This window comes from Nocardia sp. NPDC050175 (genome assembly GCF_044459885.1).
Lineage (GTDB): Bacteria > Actinomycetota > Actinomycetes > Mycobacteriales > Mycobacteriaceae > Nocardia.
In genome coordinates, this window is the sequence record NZ_JBITJI010000002.1 from 275,449 (window position 1) to 300,476 (window position 25,028).

At 68.8% G+C, this 25,028-nt stretch carries 17 protein-coding genes; 8 read left to right on the top strand and 9 right to left on the bottom strand.

The genetic code is table 11. The annotated features are described in order from the left end of the window. The first annotated feature begins 23 nt into the window (after positions 1–23). Entirely contained in the window at positions 24–1,280 is a 1,257-nt protein-coding gene (locus tag ACIBK2_RS06815; RefSeq protein WP_396964504.1) for a sensor histidine kinase, read from the top strand. Beyond that, entirely contained in the window at positions 1,268–1,912 is a 645-nt protein-coding gene (locus ACIBK2_RS06820) for a response regulator (protein ID WP_396964506.1), read from the top strand. Before ACIBK2_RS06815 ends, ACIBK2_RS06820 begins: the two co-directional genes overlap by 13 nt. Before the next feature lie 41 nt (positions 1,913–1,953). Here ACIBK2_RS06820 and ACIBK2_RS06825 read toward each other — a convergent pair whose 3' ends face one another. Both ACIBK2_RS06825 and ACIBK2_RS06830 read right to left on the bottom strand, forming a co-directional pair. Continuing rightward, a complete protein-coding gene (locus ACIBK2_RS06825; protein WP_396964508.1) occupies positions 1,954–3,465 on the bottom strand; it encodes an alpha/beta fold hydrolase in 1,512 nt (503 codons plus the stop codon). Positions 3,466–3,535: 70 nt separating this feature from the next. Further along, positions 3,536–4,726: a serine hydrolase domain-containing protein gene (locus ACIBK2_RS06830; protein ID WP_396964510.1), complete on the bottom strand. Its 1,191-nt coding sequence runs from the start codon at positions 4,724–4,726 to the stop codon at positions 3,536–3,538. Positions 4,727–5,194: 468 nt separating this feature from the next. Between ACIBK2_RS06830 and ACIBK2_RS06835 the strand changes: the two genes are divergently transcribed. Further along, positions 5,195–8,254 carry an AfsR/SARP family transcriptional regulator gene (locus ACIBK2_RS06835; protein ID WP_396964512.1) on the top strand — a complete coding sequence of 1,020 codons (3,060 nt, stop codon included), beginning with the start codon at positions 5,195–5,197 and terminating at the stop codon, positions 8,252–8,254. Between the two features lie 40 nt (positions 8,255–8,294). Here the strand turns inward: ACIBK2_RS06835 and ACIBK2_RS06840 are convergent, their stop codons facing one another. Then, positions 8,295–8,786, bottom strand: a complete 492-nt coding sequence (locus ACIBK2_RS06840; RefSeq protein ID WP_357379777.1) for an inorganic diphosphatase — start codon at positions 8,784–8,786, stop codon at positions 8,295–8,297. A gap of 173 nt (positions 8,787–8,959) precedes the next feature. Here ACIBK2_RS06840 and dacB point away from each other — a divergent pair, with 173 nt between their 5' ends. The 4 genes from dacB (at position 8,960) to hpt (ending at position 13,352) form a co-directional block, all read left to right on the top strand. Then, positions 8,960–10,399 carry a D-alanyl-D-alanine carboxypeptidase/D-alanyl-D-alanine-endopeptidase gene (dacB, locus tag ACIBK2_RS06845; RefSeq protein WP_396965847.1) on the top strand — a complete coding sequence of 480 codons (1,440 nt, stop codon included), beginning with the start codon at positions 8,960–8,962 and terminating at the stop codon, positions 10,397–10,399. Between the two features lie 13 nt (positions 10,400–10,412). Beyond that, positions 10,413–11,543, top strand: a complete 1,131-nt coding sequence (locus ACIBK2_RS06850) for a zinc-dependent metalloprotease (protein WP_396964515.1) — start codon at positions 10,413–10,415, stop codon at positions 11,541–11,543. Positions 11,544–11,660: 117 nt separating this feature from the next. Further along, positions 11,661–12,683 carry a tRNA lysidine(34) synthetase TilS gene (gene tilS, locus ACIBK2_RS06855; protein WP_396964517.1) on the top strand — a complete coding sequence of 341 codons (1,023 nt, stop codon included), beginning with the start codon at positions 11,661–11,663 and terminating at the stop codon, positions 12,681–12,683. Between the two features lie 117 nt (positions 12,684–12,800). Further along, positions 12,801–13,352 carry a hypoxanthine phosphoribosyltransferase gene (gene hpt / locus ACIBK2_RS06860; protein ID WP_396964519.1) on the top strand — a complete coding sequence of 184 codons (552 nt, stop codon included), beginning with the start codon at positions 12,801–12,803 and terminating at the stop codon, positions 13,350–13,352. On the opposite strand, the gene ACIBK2_RS06865 is transcribed toward hpt, so the two are convergent. Genes ACIBK2_RS06865 through ACIBK2_RS06875 form a run of 3 tightly spaced genes read right to left on the bottom strand, consistent with a single transcriptional unit; the run spans position 13,349 to position 19,364 of the window. After that, entirely contained in the window at positions 13,349–14,068 is a 720-nt protein-coding gene (locus ACIBK2_RS06865) for a cyclase family protein (protein ID WP_396964521.1), read from the bottom strand. The two genes, hpt and ACIBK2_RS06865, sit on opposite strands and share 4 nt — an antisense overlap. Next, positions 14,065–16,809, bottom strand: a complete 2,745-nt coding sequence (locus tag ACIBK2_RS06870; protein WP_396964523.1) for a protein kinase — start codon at positions 16,807–16,809, stop codon at positions 14,065–14,067. Before ACIBK2_RS06870 ends, ACIBK2_RS06865 begins: the two co-directional genes overlap by 4 nt. After that, complete coding sequence (locus tag ACIBK2_RS06875; RefSeq protein ID WP_396964525.1) at positions 16,806–19,364, bottom strand: serine/threonine-protein kinase; 2,559 nt, start codon at positions 19,362–19,364, stop codon at positions 16,806–16,808. Before ACIBK2_RS06875 ends, ACIBK2_RS06870 begins: the two co-directional genes overlap by 4 nt. A gap of 179 nt (positions 19,365–19,543) precedes the next feature. Here ACIBK2_RS06875 and ACIBK2_RS06880 point away from each other — a divergent pair, with 179 nt between their 5' ends. Beyond that, a complete protein-coding gene (locus ACIBK2_RS06880; RefSeq protein ID WP_396964527.1) occupies positions 19,544–21,094 on the top strand; it encodes an amidase family protein in 1,551 nt (516 codons plus the stop codon). On the opposite strand, the gene ACIBK2_RS06885 is transcribed toward ACIBK2_RS06880, so the two are convergent. From ACIBK2_RS06885 to ACIBK2_RS06895, 3 genes are all read right to left on the bottom strand, one after another. After that, positions 21,095–21,988, bottom strand: a complete 894-nt coding sequence (locus ACIBK2_RS06885) for a LysR substrate-binding domain-containing protein (RefSeq protein WP_357379769.1) — start codon at positions 21,986–21,988, stop codon at positions 21,095–21,097. Between the two features lie 437 nt (positions 21,989–22,425). Beyond that, a complete protein-coding gene (locus ACIBK2_RS06890) occupies positions 22,426–23,259 on the bottom strand; it encodes an SDR family oxidoreductase (protein ID WP_396964530.1) in 834 nt (277 codons plus the stop codon). Between the two features lie 64 nt (positions 23,260–23,323). Further along, positions 23,324–24,967 carry an aldehyde dehydrogenase family protein gene (locus ACIBK2_RS06895; RefSeq protein WP_396964532.1) on the bottom strand — a complete coding sequence of 548 codons (1,644 nt, stop codon included), beginning with the start codon at positions 24,965–24,967 and terminating at the stop codon, positions 23,324–23,326. Between the last annotated feature and the right edge of the window lie 61 nt (positions 24,968–25,028).

Genomic DNA, 25,028 nt, shown 5'->3' on the forward strand with positions numbered 1-25,028 from the left:
CGGCCGCGGGCCGCTCTGACAGCATGAACAGCGTGATGGTTGCCCTACGCGCAGTGCGCGACCGATTGTGGCGTCTGCCAGGTGCGATCGCTTACCTGGTGGTCGGCCTCGTGACGTCGGTGGTCGCGCTGTTCGCGGTGATCGGCCTGTTGCTGGTCGCCGGATTCTGCTTGATCGGTGTCGGAATACCGGCTCTGCCCGAGGCTGTTCGGGTGGTCCGCCCGGTGGTGTCGTTCGAACGGCGCAGGGCGGCAAAGCGACTCGGCGAGCCGATCGTCGAGGCTTATCAACCTTTCACCGGTGGGCTGCGGCAACGGGTGACCACGGTTTTTACCGACCCGGCCAATCGCCGCGACTTCGCCTGGCTGGTCGCTCAGGCGCTGACCGGAATGTTCGTCGGGCTCATCGCCGCCGCGTTGCCCGTCAGTGCGCTTGTTCAGCTCGTTACCCCGGCGATTTGGCAGCATGTTCCGCCCGGGGAGCTGACCAGCTACGGATTCGAGGTCAACTCGTGGCCACGGGCGGCGCTGAGCTTCCTCATCGCATTTCCCGTCGGCTTCTTGGCTCTGCAGGTCCCGCTCGTGGCGCGCTGGCAGGCGCTGCTTGCTCGCGCCCTGCTCGGTCCTGCCGAGGGCGTCGTACTCGCCGATCGGGTTGCCGCGCTGACCGCGACCAGGGCCGCCGCGTTGGACGCGCACGGCGCGGAACTGCGCCGGATCGAGCGCGACCTGCACGACGGCGCGCAGGCCAGGATCGCGGCGGTGATCATGCAGCTCGGCCTGGCCGATCAGCTGCGCGAACAGGATCCCGAGGCGGCGGCCGGCCTGGTCCGCAAGGCGCAGGACACCGCGACGGCCGCGCTCGCCGAACTGCGTGACGTGGTGCGCAACGTGTATCCGCCGGTGCTCTCGGATCGCGGGCTGGTGAGCGCGATCTCGGCGATCGCCGCGCGCAGCCCGATCCCGTGTGTGCTCGATTCGAGCGAGGTGGGCAGGCGGCCCGCGGCGGTGGAGGCGGCCGCCTACTTCGTCATCACCGAGGCGCTCACCAACGCCACCAAACATTCAGGCGCCGAAGGCCTTTCCCTCGTGCTGGGTGGCCCGCCCGAGCTGCTGCGGATCGAGATCCGCGACGACGGTGTCGGCGGTGCGGTCGAGACCTACGGCGGCGGTCTGGCCGGTATCCGGCGCCGGGCCGAGGCGCTCGACGGCAGCATGGTGCTGACCAGCCCGCCCGGTGGCCCTACTGTGTTGCGGGTGGAGTTGCCGTGCGGGTCATGATCGCCGAGGACGACACTCTCCTGCGGGAGGGTCTCGTGCTCCTGTTGAGCACCGCGGGCATCGAGGTGGTCGCGGCCGTGGACAACGCGGACGATTTCCTCACGGCCGTGGCCGCGGACCGGCCGGACGCGGTGATCGTCGATATTCGAATGCCGCCGACGTTCACCGACGACGGGCTGCGCGCCGCCGTCAGCGCCAGGAAGCTGCATCCCGGCCTGCCCGTGCTGGTGCTGTCGTCCTGGGTGGAGGACAGTTACGCCGCCGAACTGCTCGGCGACGGCGCGGGTGGCGTGGGCTATCTACTCAAGGAACGGGTCGGCAAGGTCGATCGCTTCCTCGATTCACTGCGCCGGGTCGCCGCGGGCGGCACCGCCATGGATCCCGAGGTGATCTCGCAACTGCTGGTGCGACGTAAGGCCGACGACCCGCTGGCGGCGCTGACCGCCCGCGAGCGCGAGGTGCTCGCGCTGATGGCCGAGGGACACAACAACGGGACCATCGCCGAGCGGCTGGTGGTCAGCGAAGGCGCTGTGCACAAGCACATTCGGAGCATCTTCGCGAAACTCGGGTTGTCCACAGAGGACGTCGGCCACCGTCGAGTGCTGGCCGTGCTCGCCTACCTGAACGCGTAATGGCCTGAACCCGTTGGGGTTCAGGCCATTACGCGGTGTGATCAGTCGGCGTGGCAGGTGACGTCGGCGGCGGGCATGGTGCCGTCGCGGAGGTAGGTGTTCACCGCCGAGTAGGTGCAGGCGTTCTGGTAGCGCCCGAAGATCCAGTGGATCGGGACATCCTGGAGGGTGACCAGGCGGGAGCCGCTCAGGTCGTTGTGCAAGGCGACCGCGCCTTCGTAAGCGGTCCGAGTGTCACCGGTGGACTGCACGATCAGCGCCGGCACCGAATTGCGCACCACGGTGGCCGGTTCGGCGGGCGGGGCCCAGAAGGCGCACGGCGTGATGTTGTTGGTGAACGGGCCGAACACCGGTTGGCTGGGACGGGCAGCTTCGATATTGCGCCAATAGAACCCCGGATCCCGCGGTGCTGCCACATCGCCGCACAGGACGGCCATCTGCGACGAATTGTCTTGTGGCCGTGCCTTCAGCGCGTACCCGAGGGTGGCGTCCAACGTCTTGTCGAGCGCAACGGGCTTGCCGGCGGCGGCGTCGGCGAGCGTGCGGACTTGACCGGCGAGCATCCCGTATTGCTGCGGGCTGTCCAATCCGACGAAAAGCACGAGCGGCAGCCAATGATCGTCGATCTCGTACTCGCCCAAGCGAATCGGCTTGACAGCAGCCTGTCGGATCAGGTCCTGGACGGCGCCGCGGACCTGGGCCCGGTCGGTGCCGAAGTGGTACTCGTCGTCACGCGCCGCGACCCAATCCGCCCACAGATCGAGCGCGGCCTCATTGGCCGGTCCCATCGCCTGCATCATGCCGACGGTGCCGTAGTTGTCCGGATCCGCCGCGCTGTCCAGCACGATCCGGTCGCTGCGGTCGGGGAACATCTGGGTGAAGACCGCGCCGAGGTAGGTGCCGTATGAGGTGCCGTAGTAGCTGATTCGGTCGACGCCGAAGATGCCGCGGATCACGTCCATGTCCCGCGCGGTGTTGCGGGTGGTGATGTAGGGCAGTCGAGCCGTTTCTGTGGTCGCGCAGCGCGCTGCCAGATCGCCCTGCGCCGCAACGGATTCCGCGAAACCTGCCGCGTCGACGCCCGCCGACTGCAGCCCGATGCCGATCGGCCAGTGGCACTGGATAGGGGAGGAGCGTCCGACGCCGCGCGGGTCCATGCCGATCAGGTCGTAGCGAGTTCGCACGTCAGGGGTCATCGCCTTGCTGACGTCGACCATGAAATCCAGGCCAGCACCGCCCGGTCCGCCGGGGTTGGACAACATGACGCCGCGCTTCTGCGCGGGATCGGTGGCGGCTAGTCGGGATATCGCCACCGTGAGGGTAGACCCTTGCGGCTCAGCATAATTCAGCGGAACGGTGACGTCCGCGCACTGCGCGCCCGCCTCGTCCAGTTTCGGGTCGCCGCAGGCCTTCCAGTCCAGCTGCTGGCTGTAGAAGCGGTCCAGCGCAGGGCCTCCCGGTTGCGCCTCGGCCTCGGGTCCGGCGCAGCCGAGCAGACCGGCACCGGCCACCAGGCTCGCCAAGGCGATCGCCGGCCCTTTCGTGCGTCTCACTGATTCTCCTCGGAAGTCATTCGGCCGCAATCAATATCGGAGCAGCCGTACAGAATGGCAGTACGGTCGATCACGAGGTGCACAGCGCGGCATCGAGCACACCGCCGACCGCGTCGGCACCCTCCTCGGTGGTCGGCAGCTGGTTCACCGTGACGGTCACCGCGGTGCCGTCGGCCAGCACGCCGTTGCGCGTCTCGAAGCCGGGAATACTGCCGCCGTGCCCCCACACCTCTTTGCCGCACGGCGCGGTGCGATGAACAAGGGCGAGGCCGTAATCGGCGCCCGGCATCCGATCGAACGGCACGGTGCGCTTCATCTCCGCCAATTGCGCTGGTGGCAACAGCTTTCCGGCCAGCAACGCGGTGAAGAACCGATTCAGGTCGGTCGCCGTGGCGACCATATCGCCCGCGGTGCCACCCCAGGACGGGTCGAGGTCGGTGAAATCGACCTGCTTGCCGCCCACGACGTGGTAGCCCTGCGGATGCGAGCCACGGATGGTCGTTTCGCGCGAAGCGGGCACATAGGTATCGCGCAGACCGAGCGGCTCGATGATCCGGCGGCCGATCTCGGCGGCGGCCGGATTGCCGGTCACCCGCTCGATCAACAGGCCGGCCACCAGGTAGTTGGTGTTGGTGTAGACCATTTTCGCGCCGGGTTCGAAATTCGGCGGCGCGGTCATCGCCCGGCGGACCAGATCGGCCGCGTCGAAGTGCTGCCAGCGGAGGGCTTCGTCGTCCGGGTTCAGCTGTTCGGCATTATCCCGTTTGACACCGTCGGCGGTGCCGTGGCCGAGGTAGTCCGGTATGCCGCTGGTGTGCTGCAGCAACTGGCGCACGCTGATCCGGTTGCCGTCGTTGCCGTTGCCCTGCACGACGCCGGGCAGGTAGCGCTCGATCGGCGCGTCCAGCTCGACCTTGCCCTCGGCGACCAGCTGCAGCACCACCGTCGATACGAATGTCTTTGTGTTGCTGCCGATCCGGACGCGGGCGTCGTCCGGGAACGGTGCCCGGGTGGTCAGGTCGCCGACGCCCGCGGTGAAGGTGCGATGGCCACCGGGTCCGTCGATCACCACCTGCACACCGGGAAATCCCTTGCGCACCACGTTGTCCATCGCGGTGGCGACGGCGGTCGGTGGCGTCTTCGCCGGATCATCGGTCTTACCCGCCGACGTCTCACCGCCGCATGCGGACGCGGCCAGTACCGCGCCGACCACTGCGGCCGCGACGGCCGCCCTGCCGGAGTTGCGCCGAAATGGGTTCATGAGCAGTGCTTTCCTCCTGTTCGAGCCGGAAGGCATTGGTGCGTCCCCGACACTTTCGAGCCTAGGAATCGGCGGCCGTCGCGCCCATGCCGCGCGCACCCGAATGCTGGGTATTGCCTGCTGGTGCCCGATGGTGGGGCTAGCACTACCGCGCGCGGTCGCTCAGCAGCGGTAGCGGGCGCGGGGAGTGCGTGCAAACATACGGTGACCGGGATCTGTACATCTATTACCGATCTCAACTGTCGAGAAGGGACATCCGGCCGAGTCGGATGTCCCTTTTCGTGCCTATACCAGCGCCGGATCAGTAAGCCGTCATGAAAATCTCATGAAACCATTGGTTGGATGTCTGAACGATGACGTCAGATCAGCAGTGGCTCATCGGTGACTTCACTTGGGCAGGACGGCCGAAGACGTCGGACGATTGGCTACGTTCATTGTTGAACGATCGACGGTCAGAGAGAGGACCGAATGCTGAAGTTCGCTGTACTCGGCGAGGTGCGTGCGTGGCGCGGTGAACTGGAGCTCGATCTCGGTTCCAAACAGCGTCGAGCCTTGCTGGCGGCCCTGTTGCTGCGCAGCGGACGTTCGGCGACGGTGCCGGAACTCATCGACGGCGTCTGGGGCGAGCATCCGACGCCGAGCGCGATCGGCGCGCTGCGCAACCACATCCTGCACCTGCGCCGGGCGCTCGAACCGGACCGGGCGGCCGGTGCGCCCGCCACGGTGCTCGTCGGATTCGGCGGCGGCTACGCGCTGCGGCTGCCGCAGGGCGCGGTCGACGTGGAGATGGTCGAGGACATGCTGCTCGAGGTGCAGCCGGACCGGATCGACGCAGAGTCGGCGCACGCGGTCGAGCTGGTCCGCGAGCGGCTCGATGCCGCGCTGCGGCTCTGGTCGGGCACGCCGCTGGCCGGGCTGCCCGGCCCCTATGCGGATCGGCAGCGCACGCAGCTGATCGAACGGCGGGTCGCGCTGCTGGAACAGCGCATCGAGCTGGACCTGCGCCTCGGCCGCTATCCGGAGGTGATCGCCGAGCTGACACCGCTGTGCGGCGAGCATCCGATGCGCGAGCAGCTGCGCGGCCTGCTGATGACCGCGCTGTATCACGCGGGCAGGCAGGCCGAGGCGCTCGCGGTGTACGCCGACACCCGCAAGGTGCTCATCGAACGACTCGGCATCGAACCGGGACAGCAGCTCGCCGAGCTGCACCAGCGCATCCTGCGGGCGGATCTGCGTGCGCCACAACGGGATACCGAGAACGAAGCGGTCATCGTGCGACCGCCACGCCGCACGGTAGGGCGGGTCGCGCAGTTGCCCGCCGATGTCGTCGACTTCACCGGCCGTGCCGACACGGTCCGGCGGATCAGCGAATGGCTCACCCGCGCAGACGGTTTCGCGGTACCGGTGTGTGTGATCGGCGGCATGGGCGGGATCGGCAAGAGTGCGCTCGCGGTGCACGTCGGTCATCGCGTCCGGGACCGGTTTCCGGACGGGCAGCTGCATGTCGACATGCACGGCTTCGCGCAGGCCCGCGGTCGCGGCCCCGGCACTCGATCCGGCACCCCGGCCGCGGACACGCTCGGCGACTTCCTGCGCGCGCTCGGTATTCCGGAGGGCGAGATCGCGCCGACCCTGGCCGAGCGTTCGGCCCAGTTCCGCAGCATCCTCGACGGCAAGCGGGTGCTCATCGTGCTGGACAACGCGCGCGACAGCGACCAGGTCGCCCCGCTGATTCCGGGCACACCCGGCTCGGCGGTGCTCATCACCAGCCGCTCATCGATGCCCGAATTACCCTGCGTGGTAGGCGTTCTCGGCGTGCGCCTCGATGTGCTGTCGCGGGCCGAGGCGCACGCCCTGCTCGCAGGCATCGCGGGCGTGCGGCGCGTCACCGCCGAGCCCGACGCGGTGGACAGCGTGCTCGCCGCGTGCGGCGGGCTGCCGCTGGCCGTCCGGATCATCGGCGCGCGGCTGGCGGCCAGGCCGAACTGGAGCATCAGCAGCCTGGCCGAGCGGCTGGACGACGAGAAGCAGCGGCTGGGCACCCTGCGCAGCGGCGACCTCGCGGTCGAGGCGGCGTTCCGGCTCAGCTACGACCAGCTCGATTGCGCGCAGGCCAGGGCCTTTCGGATGTTGGCCATGCCGGAGGTCGCGGAGCTCTCGCTCGACGGCGCGGCCGCGATCCTCGGCTCGGATCGGATGCTGGTCGAGGAACTCTGTGAGTCGCTGGTCGACCTGAACCTGATGGAGACCAGCGCGTCCGGGCGCTACACCTATCACGATCTACCCCGCCTGTTCGCCCGCGAGCTGCACCTGGGCCCCGACGCGGCCGAGCCGGTGTCCGGCGTGCTGATCCGCCTGCTCGACTTCTATCTGGCCACCATGAAAAACCTTATGGTGGTGTGCAATCCGGGCTCACGACTACCGGAACACTTGGCGCCCACCACGGCTGCCGGACTGTCGTTCCCCGACAGCATCGCCGCGCAGTATTGGCTCGACGTCGAGCGACCGAACCTGATCTCGCTGTACGAGCAGATCGCCAGGATAGGTGGTCCCGCGCTCACGCTGGCCGCCGATATCGCCTGGGCCACTGCGGAATTGATCGACGGCGGGCCGCACTGCCAGGAGCTGTCCCGGGCGCTGGACCGGCTGCTCGACGCGGGCGTGCGGGCGGGCGACCGCCGCGTCGAATGCCGGATCCGGGTCACCCTCGGCACGATCTACAGCTATTCGCTCGGCACGCTGCGCCAAGGCCGCGATCACGTGCGCATCGCGCTGTCGCTGCCGCCGGCCTCGGCGAGTGACGTGCGACTGACCGCGTTCGCCGGCCAGCTGCTCGCCGCGACCACCAGGATGGGCACCGAGACGGCGGCCTCGATCGCGCACGCCGAACGCGCGATCCGGCTGGCCAGGCGGGTCGAGGACCCCGTCGTCGAATGCGCCAGCCTGGTGCACATGGCCAAAACTCTGTCGGACGCAGGGAAATACCCGCAATCCCAGGAACGGGCGACCGAGGCGAAGACCCTGGCCGCCAAGATCGGTAATGCCGCGCTGGAGGCGATGGCGACGCACGAGCTCGGCGCGAGTCGCGGCTATCAGGGCGACCATCGGCACGCGATCGAGTTGTGCCGCGAGTCGGTGCAACTGGCCCGGCTCAGCGGGGTGGAACTGCGCGAAGGCTGGGCGCTGGCCCGGTTGGCGCACGTGCACATGATGGCCGGGCAGATGAGCGAGGCCGAACCGATCGCCGACGCGGCCATCCGAACGCTCAACCGCGCGATCGGGCCGATGTCGCGGGCCCGCGTGCTGGTGATGCACGGCCTCATCCTGCAGGCGGTCGGCCGGACCCATCAGGCGTATTGCGTATACCGTTCGGCGGCAGAGGCCTTCGCCCTCATGGAGGACGCGCACTTCACCCACGAACGGCTCAACGGCCAGGTGGAGGCGCCGATCCTGGCGCTGCTCGGCGAGCACCTCGACCAGGTGATCGCCGAACGCAATCAGCGCCGCGCCGCCACCGGCTCGGCGTGAGCGGGAAGCCACCGACGGACTTCCCGCTCACCGGGCCGGCTCAGTGGCCGCCGTTGTCCTTCAGCCGCTGGATCGAGGCCGTCACCTCGGCCTCGGCCTCGGTGCGGCCGACCCACTCCGAGCCCTTGACGAACTTGCCGGGCTCGAGATCCTTGTACCGCTCGAAGAAGTGCTTGATCGCGGCCAGCTCGAACTCGGGCACATCCTTCAGGTCCTGAATGTGCTCCCAGCGGGGATCGCCGGCCGGCACGCACAGCACCTTGTCGTCGCCGCCTGCCTCGTCGACCATCTTGTACATCGCGACCGGGCGCACCTCGATGAGGCAGCCGGGGAACACCGACTCGGGCAGCAGGACCAGCGCGTCCAGCGGGTCACCGTCCTCGCCGAGGGTGTTCTCGATGTAGCCGTAGTCGGCGGGGTAGACCATGGACGTGTAAAGGTGCCGATCGAGCCGGACCCGTCCGGTCTCGTGATCGACCTCGTACTTGTTCCGAGAGCCCTTGGGGATCTCGATGGTGACGTCGAACTCCACGCCATCTCCTTCGGTGCATCTATGAGCATGAGCAGTCACGACTGCCGACTCGCCAGGTTGTTCGGGGGAACGGTTGCGCAACGAGGATAGTGTGGTCGGCGGGGACATGGGTGCGGCAGGCGGCTGCTGCGGAAATCAGTCGAGGAGAGCTGCGGGCTGTGGTTGGTAAGAACATCGGTGGCTTGGCTGCTCGACGGCGCCGCAATATCTGGATCGGACTCGGCGTGACGCTCGCCGTCGTCCTCGCGGCGGGTGGTGGCGTACTGCTCACGGTCAAGCCGTGGACCGACGAATTCCGGCACGGCGGGCTGACCACGGCCGCGCCGCCCGCGCCGGTCAAACCGTATCCGCAGATGGCTCCCGCGCCCTCGAACGCGCCCGCGCCGAGCCCGGCCGGTATCGCCGCCGCGCTCGCGCCGGTCATCGGCAATCCCGATCTCGGCGCCTTCGCCGGGCAGGTCACCGACGCCGACAGCGCGACGGTGCTGTGGAGCGGCGATCCGACCCGGCCGATGATTCCGTCATCGACCGCGAAGATCCTGACCACGGCCGCTGCGCTGCTCACGCTGCCGGACAACCATCGGCTGATCACCAAGGTGGTCGCGGGTGCCGCGTCGAACGAGCTGGTGCTGGTCGGCGGCGGCGATCCGACGCTCACCGCCGAGCCGGAAGGCAAGGGCTACTACCCGAACTCCGCGCGGGTGTCCGATCTGGTCGCCCAGATCAAGAACTCGGGCCGGGCCGTCGACACGATCGTGGTCGACACCTCGGCCTACGCCGGGCCGAGCATGGCGAAGGGCTGGGACCCGGTCGACATCCACGACGGGTCGATCGCGCCGATGGAGTCGGTGATGATCGACGGCGGCAGGCTGCAGCCGCTCGTCGAGTACTCGCCGCGCACCCCGACGCCCGCGCTGGACGCCGGGCGCAGGCTGGCCAGCGACCTCGGTCTCGACCCGGCCAAGGTGCGCGTCGGCACGGCGTCGCCCGGTGCCGCCGAGGTGGCGAGCGTGCAGTCGGCGCCGCTGCGCGACCGGCTGCGCGACATGATGGTCTACTCCGACAACATTCTCGCCGAGGCGGTCGGGCGCGAGATCTCCGTCGCCAACGGCGGCGAGGCCTCGTTCAGCGGCGCGGTCGACGCGGTGCGCACCGCGCTCGGCAAGGCGGGCTTCGACCTGGCCGGGCTGGACATGCAGGACAACAGCGGGCTGTCGGTGGACGACCGCATCCCGGCCAAGCTGCTCGATCGGGTCATCGCGACCGCGGCCAAGCCGAACGCGTCAACGGCCGTGCAGCCCGCCAACACCATGGCCCGGCCCGAAAACGACCGGCTCGCATCCACTTTGGCGCCGCTGCTGGACGACCTGCCGATCGCGGGCGCGACCGGGTCGCTGACCAGCCGCTATGTCGAGCGCAACCGGCAGGGTGCCGGTTTTGTCCGGGCCAAGACCGGAACTCTGTCGGTGTCCAGCGCGTTGGTCGGGTATGTGCTCGACGCCGATGGGCGGGTGCTGACCTTCGCGTTGATGTCGAACGATCGACCGCCGGAGGTGAGCAGGCCCGCCCTCGACGCGATCGCAGGCACGCTACGCAACTGTGGATGCTCGTGACGGGTGGTTGACAATGCACGGAGAAAGTTCCGACCCAGCTGATACCGGCACGGGTTCAGTCGAGCCCGTAGCCGCGGGTGCGGTCGAGAAGGCCAAGGGCCGCTCGGGGTTCTCCGGTGCCGTCGACTGGAAGTTGGCCGCGAAGACCGGTGCCGCGTTGGTGCCGTCCGGCCCGCGTACCTCGCGCTACTCGGCCGAGCAGGTGGTTGCCGAACTGGCCGTCGCGTCCGAGCGCGCCGAAGGACCGGTCCGCGAAGTGAGCAGGCTGCTCGATGATCAGCCGGTGCCCGCCGCGCGGATCGTCGACCGGCCGGGCTGGATCGAGGCGGCAGCCGACTCGATGGGCCAGCTCACCGGCACCGGCGGGGACACCGGCGAACGCGGACTGCTGCAAGGCAAACCGGCCGGCGTGCAGGCGGGCGCGATGCTGGCCTTCCTGTCCACCGCGATCCTCGGCCAGTACGACCCGTTCACCGGGCCGGACGGCACGCTGCTGCTGGTCGCGCCGAACATCATGGCGGTGGAGCGCGCGCTCGGCGTCTCGCCGAGCGACTTCCGGCTCTGGGTCTGCCTGCACGAGGTGACGCACCGGGTGCAGTTCTCCTCGGCGCCCTGGCTGGCCGACTACATGCGCGCCAATGTCGAGGTGCTCGGCGACGTCGGCGACGAACCGCTCAACGAGATGCTGTCCCGGCTGGTCGAGGAGGTCCGCGACCGCCGCCGCGGCAGCACGCCCGACGATCCCGCCGCCCGCGGTGTGGTCGGTCTACTGCGGGCCACGCAGGCCCCGCCGCAACGCGAGGCGCTCGATCGATTGCTGATGCTCGGCACGCTGCTGGAAGGCCACGCCGACCACGTCATGGACGCCGTCGGTCCCGCCGTGGTGCCCTCGGTCGAACAGATCCGCGCCGCGTTCGACCAGCGCCGCAAGCGCCCGACCAACCCGCTGCAGCGCATCATGCGCGCGCTGCTCGGGGTGGACGCGAAGGTCGCGCAGTACGTCCGCGGCAAGGCGTTCGTGGACGACGTCGTCGGCCGAGTCGGCATGGAACGCTTCAACACCATCTGGACCAACGCCGAAACCCTGCCCCGCACAGACGAAATCGAGCATCCCGAACGCTGGGTCACCCGCGTCCTCGGCTGACGCCGCCCCTCCCGCGCACCCTTTCGCCAGCCGCGCACGAAATTGCCAGCAATTCCGCGCGCACCTGCACAACTCATGCGCGGCGGATAACACCAGGGCCGTCGGTAGGCTCCGGTTATGGGTTCGCGTTGGCCGGTGGCTGAGCCGCGCCGGTTGCCGGAGACGGCGGCGGTGCTGGAGGTGCGGCGGGCTGTGCGGGACTGGGTTGTCGCGTACAGGCCGAGTGGTGATGCTGCGACAGCGGTCGCGGTCGCGCTGTCCGGCGGGGCGGATTCGCTGGCGCTGACTGCCGCGGCCGTTGTCGAGGTGGGCGCGGTCGATGCGCTGGTGATCGACCATCAATTGCAGGCGGGCTCCGACGTGGTCGCGGCGGATGCTGCCGCTGCTGCGCTGGCCCTCGGTTGCCGGTCGGCTCGGGTGATCGCGGTCGAGGTCGGCGACGAAGGCGGGCTGGAGGCAGCCGCACGGCAGGCTCGGTATGCGGCACTGGACGAAGCACGGGATGGGCTGCCGGTTTTGCTCGGGCACACCCTCGATGATCAGGCGGAAACCGTATTACTCGGGTTGGCGCGTGGGTCGGGCGGACGTTCGATTCACGGGATGACCGAGTGGGCGCAGCCTTGGGGTCGGCCGCTGCTCGGGGTGCGGCGGGCGGTGACGCGGCAGCTGTGTGCGGATGTGGATGTGTCGCCGTACGAGGATCCGCACAACGCATCACCCGAGTTCACCAGGGTTCGATTGCGCACCGAGGTGCTGCCGTTGCTGGAGGACGTGCTCGGCGGTGGGGTCGCCGGCGCGCTCGCGCGGACGGCCGAACAGTTGCGCGAAGACGGCGCGGTGCTCGACGCGTTGGCGAGTGAGCTGCTGCGCACCGCGAGTGATGGCGCGGCGCTGTCGATCGAGACGCTCGCCACTGCGCCCGCCGCGCTGCGCCGCCGCGCGATCCGGGCCTGGTTGCTGGCGGGTGGCGCGAAAGCGCTGACCGGCAAGCATTTACACGCGGTGGACGAGCTGATCACCAACTGGCGCGGGCAGGGTGGGATCGCGGTCGGCGGGGGGCACGCGGGTAGCAGGTTGGTCGCGGCGCGCGAACGTGGCAGGCTGACACTGCGGCGTGAGCGTCAGGCCCGAAGGCGGTAGCGAAGCGTGACCACGCAGGGCCGGGGAACGCCGCCAGTGTTACTGCGTCTGCGCAGCGGCTGATGACACATAATGGGTCGGCCGTCCGGGAGCGAAAACCAGAAGGGAACAGCTGACGTGTACGGGGACGACATCGCGTCTGTTCTGATCACCCAGGGAGAGATCGCCGCCAAGACGAAAGAGCTGGCCGAGCTCATCGCCAAGCGCTATCCCGCCGACGCCCCCGAGGGGGATCTGCTGCTGGTAGGCGTGCTCAAGGGCGCGATCTTCTTCATGACCGACCTGGCCAAGGCGTTGCCGATCCCGACTCAGCTCGAGTTCATGGCCGTCTCGTCGTACGGGTCGTCCACCTCGTCCTCCGGCGTGGTCCGCATCATGAAGGACCTGGACAAGGACATCGCCGGGCGCAATGTGCTGATCGTCGAGGACATCATCGACTCGGGTCTGACGCTGTCCTGGCTCAAGCGCAACCTGTCCACCCGCAATCCGGCCTCGCTCGAGGTGGTCACCCTGCTGCGCAAGCCGGACGCGCTACGCACCCACGTCGACGTCGCGCACGTCGGCTTCGATATCCCGAACGAGTTCGTCGTCGGCTACGGCCTCGACTACGCGGAGCGCTACCGCGACCTGCCCTACATCGGCACCCTCGACCCGAAGGTCTACTCCTAGCGGTCCGGCAGGATGCCGAAAATCGTTGCGGGGGAGCCGGAGCCGCGCCGGTAGAGCGGCCCGCCGACCAGGATCCAGGCGCCGGTCGCGGGGATCGCGGCCAGGTTGGCCAGGCATTCCAGGCTGATCCGGTGCTCGCCGTAGAGCAGTTTGGAGACGGCGTAGGTGTCGTCGGTGCCCAGGTCGGGACCGAAGGTGTCGATGCCGAGCGCGCCGCGATGACCGAGCCTGCCGGTGCGCAGCAGCCATTCGATCGTCTCGACCGCGAAACCCGGCTGATGGTCGGCGAATTCGGCGGTGCCGATGAATTCCGCCGTGCCCCACTTGCTGTCCCAGCCCGTCCAGGCGATCACCGCCGCGCCGTTCGGGATGCGCCCGTGCCGTCCCTCCCACTGCTTCAGATCGGTGACGGTGATCGCGTAATCACGATCGCGGTCACACGCCTCGCGGACATCGATCTTCACCGCGGGCAGCAGCAGATCGTCCAGGTCGAGCTGATCGGCGCCGAGGCCGTCGGAGTCGAAGTGAATCGGTGCGCCCCAATGGGTTCCGGTGTGCTCGCCCTGCTGGATGTAGCGCAGGTAGTAGCCGTCGTTGGCGACCGTCGCGACGATGTCGGTGCGGAACTCCGGATCGTCCGGATACAGCGGCGTGGTGGCCGGATCGTGCACATGCGACAGGCTCACCAGCCGCCCGAGCGGACGCGGCGAAGTCATCGCTTCCGCTGCGGGATGGCCCGCGCGAGCGCGAGCAGGTCGGCCTCTAGCCAGCGGAACAACCGGTAGGTAACCACGAAAGCCAGAATGCCACCGACGCTGAGCAAGCGCACCGGAACGATCACCAACTCCAGGTCCCCGGCGTCGACGAAGGTCGCGCCCGCCACCCCGAGCAGCGGCACCGACGCCGCGACGCCGAGGTAGAAGTTGCCGCGCCGGGCCAGATTTCGCAGCTGCCGCTCGTCGCCGGGCCCGATTCCGCCGCGCACCAGCAACTGTGGATACACCGAGCGGACCGCGTAGACCATGATCGGGAAAAACGGATAGGCCAGCGCGATGGCCGCGCAAACCACCTGTGCCGCAAAGAAATGCAGGAACGTCTTCGGCGGCAGGTCGACACCGGTGAAAGCCAGGCCGAGCGGCCAGATCACGCCGGCGGCGAGCCAGAAACCGAACGGCACCAACACCGCCCAGTCACCCATCAGCAAGGTGTCGCGGCGCGCCTTGGCCAGCGTGCGCGCGGAATACTCACGGCCGCGGGCCAAGCGGAAGCCGATGGTCAGCGGCCTGCGGGTGAGAAAGATCAGCAGCAGCGCCGCGACCGGGAAGGCGATCAGGTTGTTGACCAACCCGACGGTGGCGAACTTGTGCTGGTCGACCTCCGACATCCGATCGATGATCAGCGATTGGTTCAGCTGGATGTTGTACCAGCTCGCGAGCACGTTCGGCACGCCGATGCACAGGGCCGCGAACGGGATCAGCCAGCCGCGTGCCCGGTGCGCCAGGCTGGTCGGCGGCGGATCGGCCAGGTTCCGCGCGCGGGCGTCGAGACACAGGTCGAGCTGCCCGGCCAGCTCGGCGCCGTTGCGCCAGCGGCGTTTCGGGTCGGCGTGCAGGCAGTCCAGCAGCACGCGGCGCAGGGCCGCCGGTGTGTCCGCGGGGAGTTGGGACTGGGTGGTCGCGCTGACGCCGTCGCGGCGTACGGCAAGCATGCGCGCGTAGGTCTCGGCCGGTGTCTCGCTTGCTCGCGGAGTGTCGTCGAACGGGCTTGCGCCCGTGAGCATTTCCCACAGCAGCACGCCGAGCGAGTAGATGTCGCTGCGGGTGCCCGGCGCGGGCGCGGTCGGGTCGAGCAGCCGGGCCAGCTGCTCCGGCGACCGGTACGGCAACGAATCATCCACGGGCTGAGCCGGATTCACCGCGGCCGGGCGCGGACCCGACTCGCTCAGCGCGAAATCGGCCAGCTTGGGGATGCCTTCGGCGGTGAACAGCACGTTCGCGGGTTTGAGGTCGTGATGCAGCACCCCGTGGTGCTCCGCGTAATCCAGCGCGTCGGCCAGCCGCCTGCCCACCCAGGCCACCGTCTCCGGCCAGCTCAGCGCCCCGATCTCGGCCCGCACACTCGAATCCGACGGCCGGATCTCGCCTTTCGCCTCCATCGCCGCATCGATGGCGCGTAGCAGCAGCGCGCCACCATCGGACTCCGGGCCGGTGCGCCGCTGGTCGAGCACGCCGAGCGCGGTGCCACCGGGCAGGTACTGCATGTAGACGAGTCGGGGCGCGGCGGCGCCGAGGAGGGAGCGGCCGGGGTCGACCGGTGTGCCGGTGTCTCGCGCAACGCGTCCGGTGGGGAACGTGTCTGTTCGGGTAGGTCGTGGGAAATCAGTGCTGCGGCCGCGCGGCGTGGCGACCGTCGCGTCGTCGGTCTGGCTCAGCGGATTACCACTGACCGCAGTTGAATCGGCGTCGACCGGGTTGGCGACGGTAGCGTCACTGCCCGAGGGGCCACCGTCGCGCACAGTGTTGTCTGTGCCGCTAGGTGCGCTGGTGACTGTGGCATCGAGCGATGCACTGCCGCGCACGGTGTCGTCTGAATCGAGGCCGCGCGGGGATGCGAACGTAGCGTCGTCGGCCGATGGCTTGCGGTCGGTCGCGGAGTTCGCGCGGTCGGGTTCGGTGGGGTCTTCTGGGCGTGCGCGTTGCACGCTGTGGAAGCCCGGTGGCTTCGATCGGGAGCTTTGTCGATCACCGGTGTCGCGGACGGAATCGTCTGTCTCCCCGTCGAACGGGTCGTCGAGGTCAGGGACGGGCTCGGTACTCAGCAGCCGTTGGTCGAAGACTCGGACGATGTGCGCGTGATCGAGCTGCGCCATGGTGTGCGGTGCGCTGGCCCGGCCCGCCGAAAGACGCACCGCGACAAGCCGTTGCATGGAGCGCTGCCTGGCCAGGAAGACTCGGCCGAGCACGCCGGTGCCGAGGTCGGTGATCAGGTCGAAGTCGTCGATCTGCCGACCCGGGGCCAGATCGGCCAGTGCGGCAACGGCTTCGGCCGATTCCGCCGCACCGAAGTCGTCGGTGCTGTCATCGATGGCGAAGGCGGCGAGGCGTTCGCGTACCTCGTCGGCGAGCTCCGGGTACTCGGTGAGGAAGTCCTCGATGGTCAGCGGTGCGTGGCGGCGCCGCGCCAGGAACTCCTCGCAGAGCAGGTCGGTCAGCGCGGGACAGTGCTCGACCTCCGGAAATTCCTTGCGGTACTCGGCGATCCGCTTGCCGAGGTCGGCGGCCCTGGCCCAGCGCTCGCGCAGGTCGATGCGCAGCAGATCGGCGAGCACCGCGAGGCGCACCTGGGTGCCGTCGGGCACGTAGTCCGCGAGCCGCGGCGGCGCGAACGGATCAGCGCGCAGGCTGCGTTGCCAATCGTCGGCGAACCGGGCGACGGCGTCGGCGCGCGACGAGGTCACCTGCGCGTCTCCGGCCCGGTCGGCCCGCTGTCGTCGAAGTCGGCCACTGTCACAACGGTATTCGTGCCCGCCGACTCCGGCGCGACGACGCGCTCCAGCGCCCGCAGATCGGCTTCCAATGCGCGGAACAGCAGATAGGAGCCGACGAACGCGATGATGCCGCCAGCACACAGCACCCGAACCGCGAAGATCACCATCGGAATATCGGAAGGTGGCAGGAAAGTCACTCCCGCTACTGCGAGCAGAGGCACCGACGCGGCGACCGCCAGATATCCGTTGCACCGGCGATCGAGCCCGCGCAGCCAGATCGCGTCCTCGGGGCTGATGTCGCCGTGCCGGAGGAACAGCGGATAGATGCAGCGCACCATGTAGAAGGTCAGCAGGAAGAACGGATACGCCACCGCGATGGCACCGCACACCACCAGCGACGCGAGGAAGTGCACGATCGCCCGCGCGGGCAGATCGCCGGTCACCAGTTGCAGCGTGAGCGGGAAGGTGATGCCGGACAGCACCCACAGCGAAAACGCAACGGCCACCGCACGATCGCCGAGCAGCAGCGCATCGCGTCTGGCATTGCGCAACGTCTCCGGGTCATAGCGTCGTCCCTTGCGCAGCCCGCGCGGCACCGTCAGCAATGACCGGGACATGTACACCACGATCGCGATGCCGGTGGGGAAGAACACCCCGTTCACCACGCCGGTGATGACGACGAAGCTGTGCTGAGCCTCCTCGGTCAGTCTGCTGATGATCAGGTGCTGGTTGTGCTGGATGTTGTACAGCGAGGCAAGCACATTCGGCAGACCCACCGACAGCAGGGTGACCAGCACCATCCACGGCCGCAGCCGCAACCGCCAGCTGTTCGGCGCCGGATCGACGAGCTCGCGGGCCCGCGCGTCCAGGCACAGCTCGAACTGCCGCGCCAGCACCGACCCGTTCGCCCACCGCTTCGTCCGTTCCGGCTCCAGGCAGCTGAGCAACACCCGGCGCAGCGCCGCCGGGCAATCGGCCGGAACCCGTTCCAGCGCAGCCGCGTCCACCCCGCCGCTGCGCCGCTCCAGCATGGCCTCCAGCGTCGTGTCGTCGCCGGGGTTGTCGGCGCCCGCGGTGCTGTCGTCGAACGGTTTCGCCCCGGTGAGCAGTTCCCACAGCACCACCCCGAGCGAATAGATGTCGGCGCGCGTGTCCAGATCCGCCGCGCTGCGGCCGAATCCGGGATGGCAGGCCTCCAGCTGCTCCGGCGACATGTACGCCAGCGAGCCGCCGAAATAGGCCACCGGACTGGTGCCCTCGACATTGCGGCTGAAGCTGATGTTGAAGTCGGCGAGCTTGGGCACCGCCTCCGCGGTGAGCAGCACATTGGCCGGTTTCACGTCGCGGTGCAGCACCCCGTGCGCCGAGGCATAGTCGAGCGCTTCGGCCAGCCTGCGGCCGAGCCACGCCACCGTCTCCGGCCAGCTGAGCGCGGCGATCTCGGCGCGCACGCTGGAATCCGTCGGGCGGATCTCGCCCTTCTCCTCCATCGCCGCGTCGACCGCGTCGAGCAGCAGTTGACCGCTGCGTTCGGCGGGCGGGGTGGCGCGCACCCAGCGCAGCACGCCGAGCAGCGTGCCGCCGGGCAGGAACTGCATGTAGAGCAGGCGCAGCCGGCGCGCGGGACCGGCGTCGTCGAGCAGGCGCTGGTCGAAGACCCGCACGATGTAGTCGTGGTCGAGCTGGGCCAGCGTCTGCGGCTCGGTGCCGTGATCGGTGGAGATCTTCACCGCGACCAGCCGCTGCAGCGAGCGCTGCCTGGCCAGGAAGACGCGGGCGAACGCGCCGCTGCCCAGCCCGGTCAGCAGGTCGAAATCATCGATCCGCTGGCCGATTTCGATGCGGTCGAGCGCGTCGAGCCGGCCAGGGCCGGTGCCGATCGTGGTGGGAATGGCTGTCGCCGTTCCCGTCAGATCAGTGGTGGTCGCTCGGGTCACTTCTGAACCACGAGTCGACTCGGTGGTTCGGTTCAATTCGTTATCGACGAAGGCGGCTCTGGTGCGCGCGAGCGCGGTCAGCGTGGAATCCTGCAGCGCCGCCCGCCGGGTGCTCTGATCGACATCATCGGCGTTCAGCAGAGCGCGCAGTTCGGTCGCCTGGTGTGGATATTCGCGCAGGCATTCGCGCGGATCCACTCGTTCGCCGCTGTGCCTGCGGATGACGAACTCCTCGTACACCAGACCGGCCGGGATACTTCCGGGCTGAAGTTCGGGAAACTCGGTGCAGTATTCGACGAGCCGTTTACGGGTGTCCTGGTTCGCGCCGAGCACCGTCCCGCGCAACCAGCGATGCCGCAGGTCGACGCGGATCAGCTCGACCAGCGCCTCGGTGCGCAGCGTCCGCGCGTCGGGCAAATACTCGGCGATCTCGGGCGGGCGGCGGGTGGATTCATCGGCGGCGTCTTCCCACGCGGCGGAGAAGGCTGCCACGGCGTTGAATTCGGTACGCAGCGGGTGGTTGCCGAAACCAGCGCGCGCGTCGAAACCGGCGGCGGAATCGGAACTTCTATCGGAGTTGGCACTCATTCTCGGACCTAGTGGCTCGGCGGACACCGGAGAATCCGCACTGGTCGGTCGGTGGATGTGCCGGAGAAATTCCGCCACACCCGACGCCATCGTCCCCCGAGCAGTATTCGGAATGATAACTTGCGGCTTGAGAGCGATCACCCGAATTCGACAACGATGCGACGGGGGACGACCAGCACATGCAGATCAAGGCCACAGCGGTGGCGGACGCTTCGGCGAAAACCGAAACTTCCGGCACGGAGAAAGCCGCGCAGACGCCGACCAGGCACTCGGCGGTCGCGCAAGTTACCCAGAAACAGTCGACGGTCGCACCGGCGTCGCCGACCCGATCGGGAGTCGAGGCGAGTGCGCCCGCTCAAGATAGTCCGTTAGGCGCGAACGACCAAATCCTGTCCGACAAGGGTCCGGCCGCGGCCATCGCGGCGCGCGTGCGGGACGGTTCGCTGACCGCGACGGAGGTGGTCGAGACGACCATGGCCCGGATCGTCGCCGAACACCGGAACACCAATGCCTTCAGCGTCATTCGCACCGAGCGGGCCAGGTCCGAGGCGGCGGCGCTGGAGCAGCGCGCCGATCTGGACGTGCTGCCGCTGGCCGGGGTGCCGATCGCGATCAAGCACAACATCGCGGTGACCGGCGAGACGATGCGGTCCGGCTCGGCGGCCACCGATGCCCGGCCGGTCGCCGACGATCATCCGGTGGTGCGCAGGCTGCGCGCCGCGGGCGCGGTGGTCGTCGGACTCACCACGGTGCCGGAGCTCGGCCTGTGGGGTACCACCGATACCCCGGAGCGGATCACCAGCAATCCATGGAATGTCGCGCGGAGTTCGGGCGGCTCGTCCGGCGGCTCGGCCGCGGCGGTCGCCGCCGGGCTGGTGCCGATCGCGCACGGCAACGACGGACTCGGTTCGATCCGCATCCCCGCGGCCTGCTGCGGGGTGTACGGCATCAAGCCGGGCCGCTACACGGTGCCCGCCGAGATCGGCGTCGACGCGTGGTCGGGCATGGTCGAAAACGGCGTGCTGGCAACGACAGTCGGCGATGCCGCGCTCGCGCTCTCGGTGCTGGCCGCCCGACCGGACCTAGCCGAGGTGGAGCCGCCAGGACGACTACGCATCGGTCTAGCCGTGGCTCCGCCGTATCGCTGCTTTCCGGTCGACCGGCACTGGACCAACGCCGCCCGCACCGCGGCCTCGGTCGCCGCCGCGGCAGGCCACCTGGTCGAGCCGACCACGTTGCCCTACGGCGACGCGATGCTGTCGATCTTCTTGCGCTGGTTGGCCGTTGGCTCCCGGGACGCCGCCGCGCTACCGAATCCTGAACGCCTGCAACCGCGTACCCGCCGCCACCTCGCGCTGGGGCGCCTGGTGCAGCGACTACGCCTGGTTCGACCGGCCCAGATCGACCGGGTCGAGGCGCGGCTGCTCGAATACTTCGAACGCTACGACGTGGTGATCACGCCCACGCTCGCCTGCCCGCCGCCCAAGGCGCGGGCCTGGCACGCTCGCGGCTGGCTCGCCAATGTGCTTGCCACCGCGCGCTTTTCGCCCTTCACCCCGCTGTGGAACCTGGTCGGCTGGCCCGCCGCGTCCATCCCGATGGGCATGCATCCCGATGTCGGGACGCCGGTGGCCGCTCAGCTCGCAGGTCCGCCGGGGAGCGAATCCACCCTGCTGCGGTTGTCCGCGCAACTGGAATCGCTGCACCCGTGGCGGCGCACCATCAACTGATCAGGCGCTGATGGCGGGTTGCGGTTGCTGCACCGAGAACCCGCCATCCACTGCGCGCCCTGCGAATTCGAGGATCGTCGGCCGGGTGTCGTCGGCGCGCCACGCGACGGCCAGCTCGCACGGTGCGAGACCGGCCACCGGTCGCGCGGTGAGGCCGGGCCACCGGTACATCGGCACGTTGTTCTCGGCGAGCAGGCAGACGCCGAGGCCGAGGCTCACGGCCTCCAGCTTGTCCTCGGGGGTCGCCGCCTCGGCGCCGATCTTCGGCTGACGTCCGTTGCGGGCGTCGTTGCCGAGCCAGAAGTCGCGCACCGCACCGGCTTCGGTGGGCAGCGCGATGAACGGCTCGTCGAGCAGGTCGGTGAACTCGATGATTTCCCGGTCGGCCAGCGGGTGGTTCTCCGGGAGCAGCACCCAGCGCGGCTCGGTGCGCAGCACCTGCCAGCGGTAGCGGTTCGGGTCGGGCAGCGGCAGCCACACCAGCGACAGGTCCGCCTGCCGGCCGGACAGGCCGCTGGACGGGTCGGTCCAGGAGGCCGCGTGCAGCGCGAGCCGGTGACCGCTCGCGCTTTCCAGGTCGTTCAGCAGCCCGCGGCCGAGCGCGGACTGGATGCCTACGCGCAGCACCTCGCCCGCCTCCTGCAGCGAGACGTTGGTGACCTCCCACAGCTCCAGGATCTTGCGGGCGCCCTCGAGCAGTTCCTTGCCTGCCACGGTCAGGGCCACGCTGCGCTGGTTGCGGTCGAACAGGACCACGTCGAGCTGGCGTTCCAGCTGCCGGATCTGACGCGACAGGGTGGGTTGAGCGATGTGCAGCCGCTGAGCGGCGTTGGTGAAGTGCAGTTCCTCAGCGACGGCGACGAAATACCGCAGGTCGCGCAAATGCGGGTCCATAGCCCCTTGCTATCAGAATCAGTCCTGAATTTCCAGCCTTATCAGGCCAGAAAGTTCGGATACGGGTACCAAAACGTTCTACAGGTTTGTTAGGGACAGCATATTGCTTGTGATGGTGGGACGCACCATCGACTCCGCGAATCTTCGGCATGCGACCGCCGAACCAGCCGCTCGGCGATAGTTGGGCGCGTGACCAGCAATGATGGTTGCCCGCCGCGCGCCGCGCGAGCTCGAACTGGCGGTCTGTGCGATTGCCGTTCGTCAGCTGGACACCCTCTTCTGGTCGATGTGTGGTCATTTGCCCCCTCGATAGTGATTTTCGTCACAATTTGGTTTGTATTGCCGATTGGACCGCGTCTCGAGCCCGTCCAGAACACGCAAAAAGGCGCTGCGGCCGGGACGAATCCACGGCCGCAGCGCCCGCTGCGCGACCCGATCTAGACGCTGCGCGCCCGGTCTTCATACGCCTTGCGCTTGTCGGCGTCGACGTCGTCGAGGAACGCGTGACCCGCGCCGAGCGCCCGGCCGAGACCGTCGCCGATCGCCTCCGGCAGCAGTCCGACCAACTGCGAGACGATGCCCGCCACCGCGGTCACCCGCACCTTCGACTTCGGCGCGACGATCAGCCCGACGATCGCGTCGGCGATCTCCTCCGGCTCGGCCGGGCGCAACAGCTTCGGCGCGGTGACGCCGGCCCCGAGCTCGGTGTTGGTCAGCGTCGGCAGCACCGAGGAGAAGCGAACGCCGGAATCCCGGTACTCCTCACGCAGCGTGTCGGTGAACCCGAGCACCGCATGCTTGCTCGCGTTGTAGGTAGCCAGGCCGGGGATGTGCGTCTCGCCCGCGAGCGAGGCGATGTTGATGACGTGCCCGCGCTTGCGCGGCAGCATCCGGGCCAGACCCAGCTTGGAGCCGAGAATTACACCGTAGACATTGATGTCCAGGATGCGCCGGGTGATCTGGTCCGGCTCGTCGACCAGCTTGCCGGTCGGCATGATGCCCGCGTTGTTGATCAGCACGTCGATCGGGCCGACGGTGCGCTCGACCTCGTCGAGGAAGCTCTCGAACGAGGCGGGATCGGTGACGTCGAGGCGGCCGTACAGCTCGAAGCCGCGCGCGGTGCCGGACTCCTTCACGGTGGCCTCGTCGATATCGCCGATCGCGATCTTGGCGCCGAGCGCCTGCAACGCGGTGGCGGTAGCCAGGCCGATGCCGCGGGCGCCGCCGGTGATGACGACGACCTTGCCGCGAATCTTCGAAGTATCCGTCATGACTGCGCCTCGCTGGCGCTCGGCTCCGTCACGACGGGTCGTGCTGTGTTTTCGGTTCGCTGGCTCACTTGTTGTCTCCCTTGAGCTTCAGAACGGCAGGAAGGTCGATGCGGCGCAGGCCGCGCGCACCGGCGGCGCGCATGGCGCCGAGGGCGAAGAGCAGCTTCGGCATCGAGTACGGGTACCAGAACAGCTCTTTGTCCTGGGTCGGCAGCATCGGCGCGGTGATCGCCTGCTGACGGCAGTACTTGCGCACGCCGTTGGCGCCGCCCCAGCGCGCGCCGATGCCGGACTGGCCCCAGCCGCCCATCGGCAGCGCGAAATTGAACAGGTTGCTGAAGACGTCGTTGATGTTCACCGCGCCCGCGTTGAGCTGCCTGGCGATCCGCTCGCCGCGGTCCTTGTCGCCGGTCCACACCGACGCGGACAGCCCGTAGATCGAATCATTGGCCAGCCGAACGGCTTCCGCCTCGTCGGCCACCTTCATGACCGGCAGCGTCGGGCCGAACGTCTCCTCGGTGATGCAGGACATGGTGTGGTCGACGTCGACCAGCACGGTCGGCTCGAACGCGGTGCCGAACCCGGCCCGCTTGCCGCCGGTGAGCACCCGCGCCCCGGCCGCGACGGCCTCATCGACGTGGCGCTGCACGATGTTCGTCTGGTTCTCGTTGGCCAGCGCGCCCACGTCGTGCTTGGACTCGCGGCCGTCGATGCCCTGCCGCAGCGCCTTGACGTTCGCGGTCAGCTTGGCCACGAACTCGTCGTAGACCGGCGCCTCGACATACACCCGCTCCACCGAGATACACACCTGGCCGGAGTTGAACATGCCGCCGAACGCGATGCCGTGCGCGGCCCGATCCAGGTCGGCGTCGGCCAGCACGATGGCCGGATCCTTGCCGCCGAGTTCCAGGCTGCACGGCACCATCCGCTCGGCACAGGCCACCGCGATCTTGCGGCCGGTCGCGGTCGAGCCGGTGAACTGGACGTAGTCGGCATTGCCGACGACGGCGCCGCCGGTCGCACCCGCGCCGGTGACCACGGCGAACACCGGCGGTGCGCCGATTTCGGCCCAGCCCCTTGCCATTTCGAGCGCGGACAGCGGCGTCACCTCGGACGGCTTCAGGATTACGGCGGCGCCCGCGGCCAACGCCGGGAACACGTCCAGCGCCGGCATGGCGAGCGGGAAATTCCACGGGGTGATCACGCCGACGACCGGGTACGGCTTGTACACGGTGGTCAGCTTCTTCACCCTGGCCAGCGGGCTGTGCGGCGACGGGTGGTCGTCGGCGAGGAACTTGGCGGCGCGGCGCGCGTAGTAGCCGACCAGGTCGGTCGCGAAGGCCGGATCGATCAGCGAATCGACCCGCGGCTTACCGGTTTCGGATTGCACCACGTCGGCGATGGAGTCGGTGTGGTCGATCAGCCAGTCCTGGAACTTCAGCAGCCATTCCTTGCGGCCGTTCGGGCCGATGGCCTCCCACTCCGGCTGGTACAGCCGCAGCTCGCGCACCTTGGCCGCGACCTCGTCCGCGCTCACCACCGGCACCGTCCCGACGAGCTCGCCGGTGCCGGGATTGTGCACCTCGATGACGGCGGGAGCGTCGGTCACCGGCTCCGCCTTGATCGCCGGTGCCACCGCCTTCTTCGCGGCCGTCTTCCGTGCCGGTGCTTTCTTCGCCGCGGCGGGCGCTGGGTCGGTATTGGTCACGCTGTTCTCCCACTGACGTTGTGCTGTGAACCGCATCGGCCGACTACTGTGAATCAGGCCA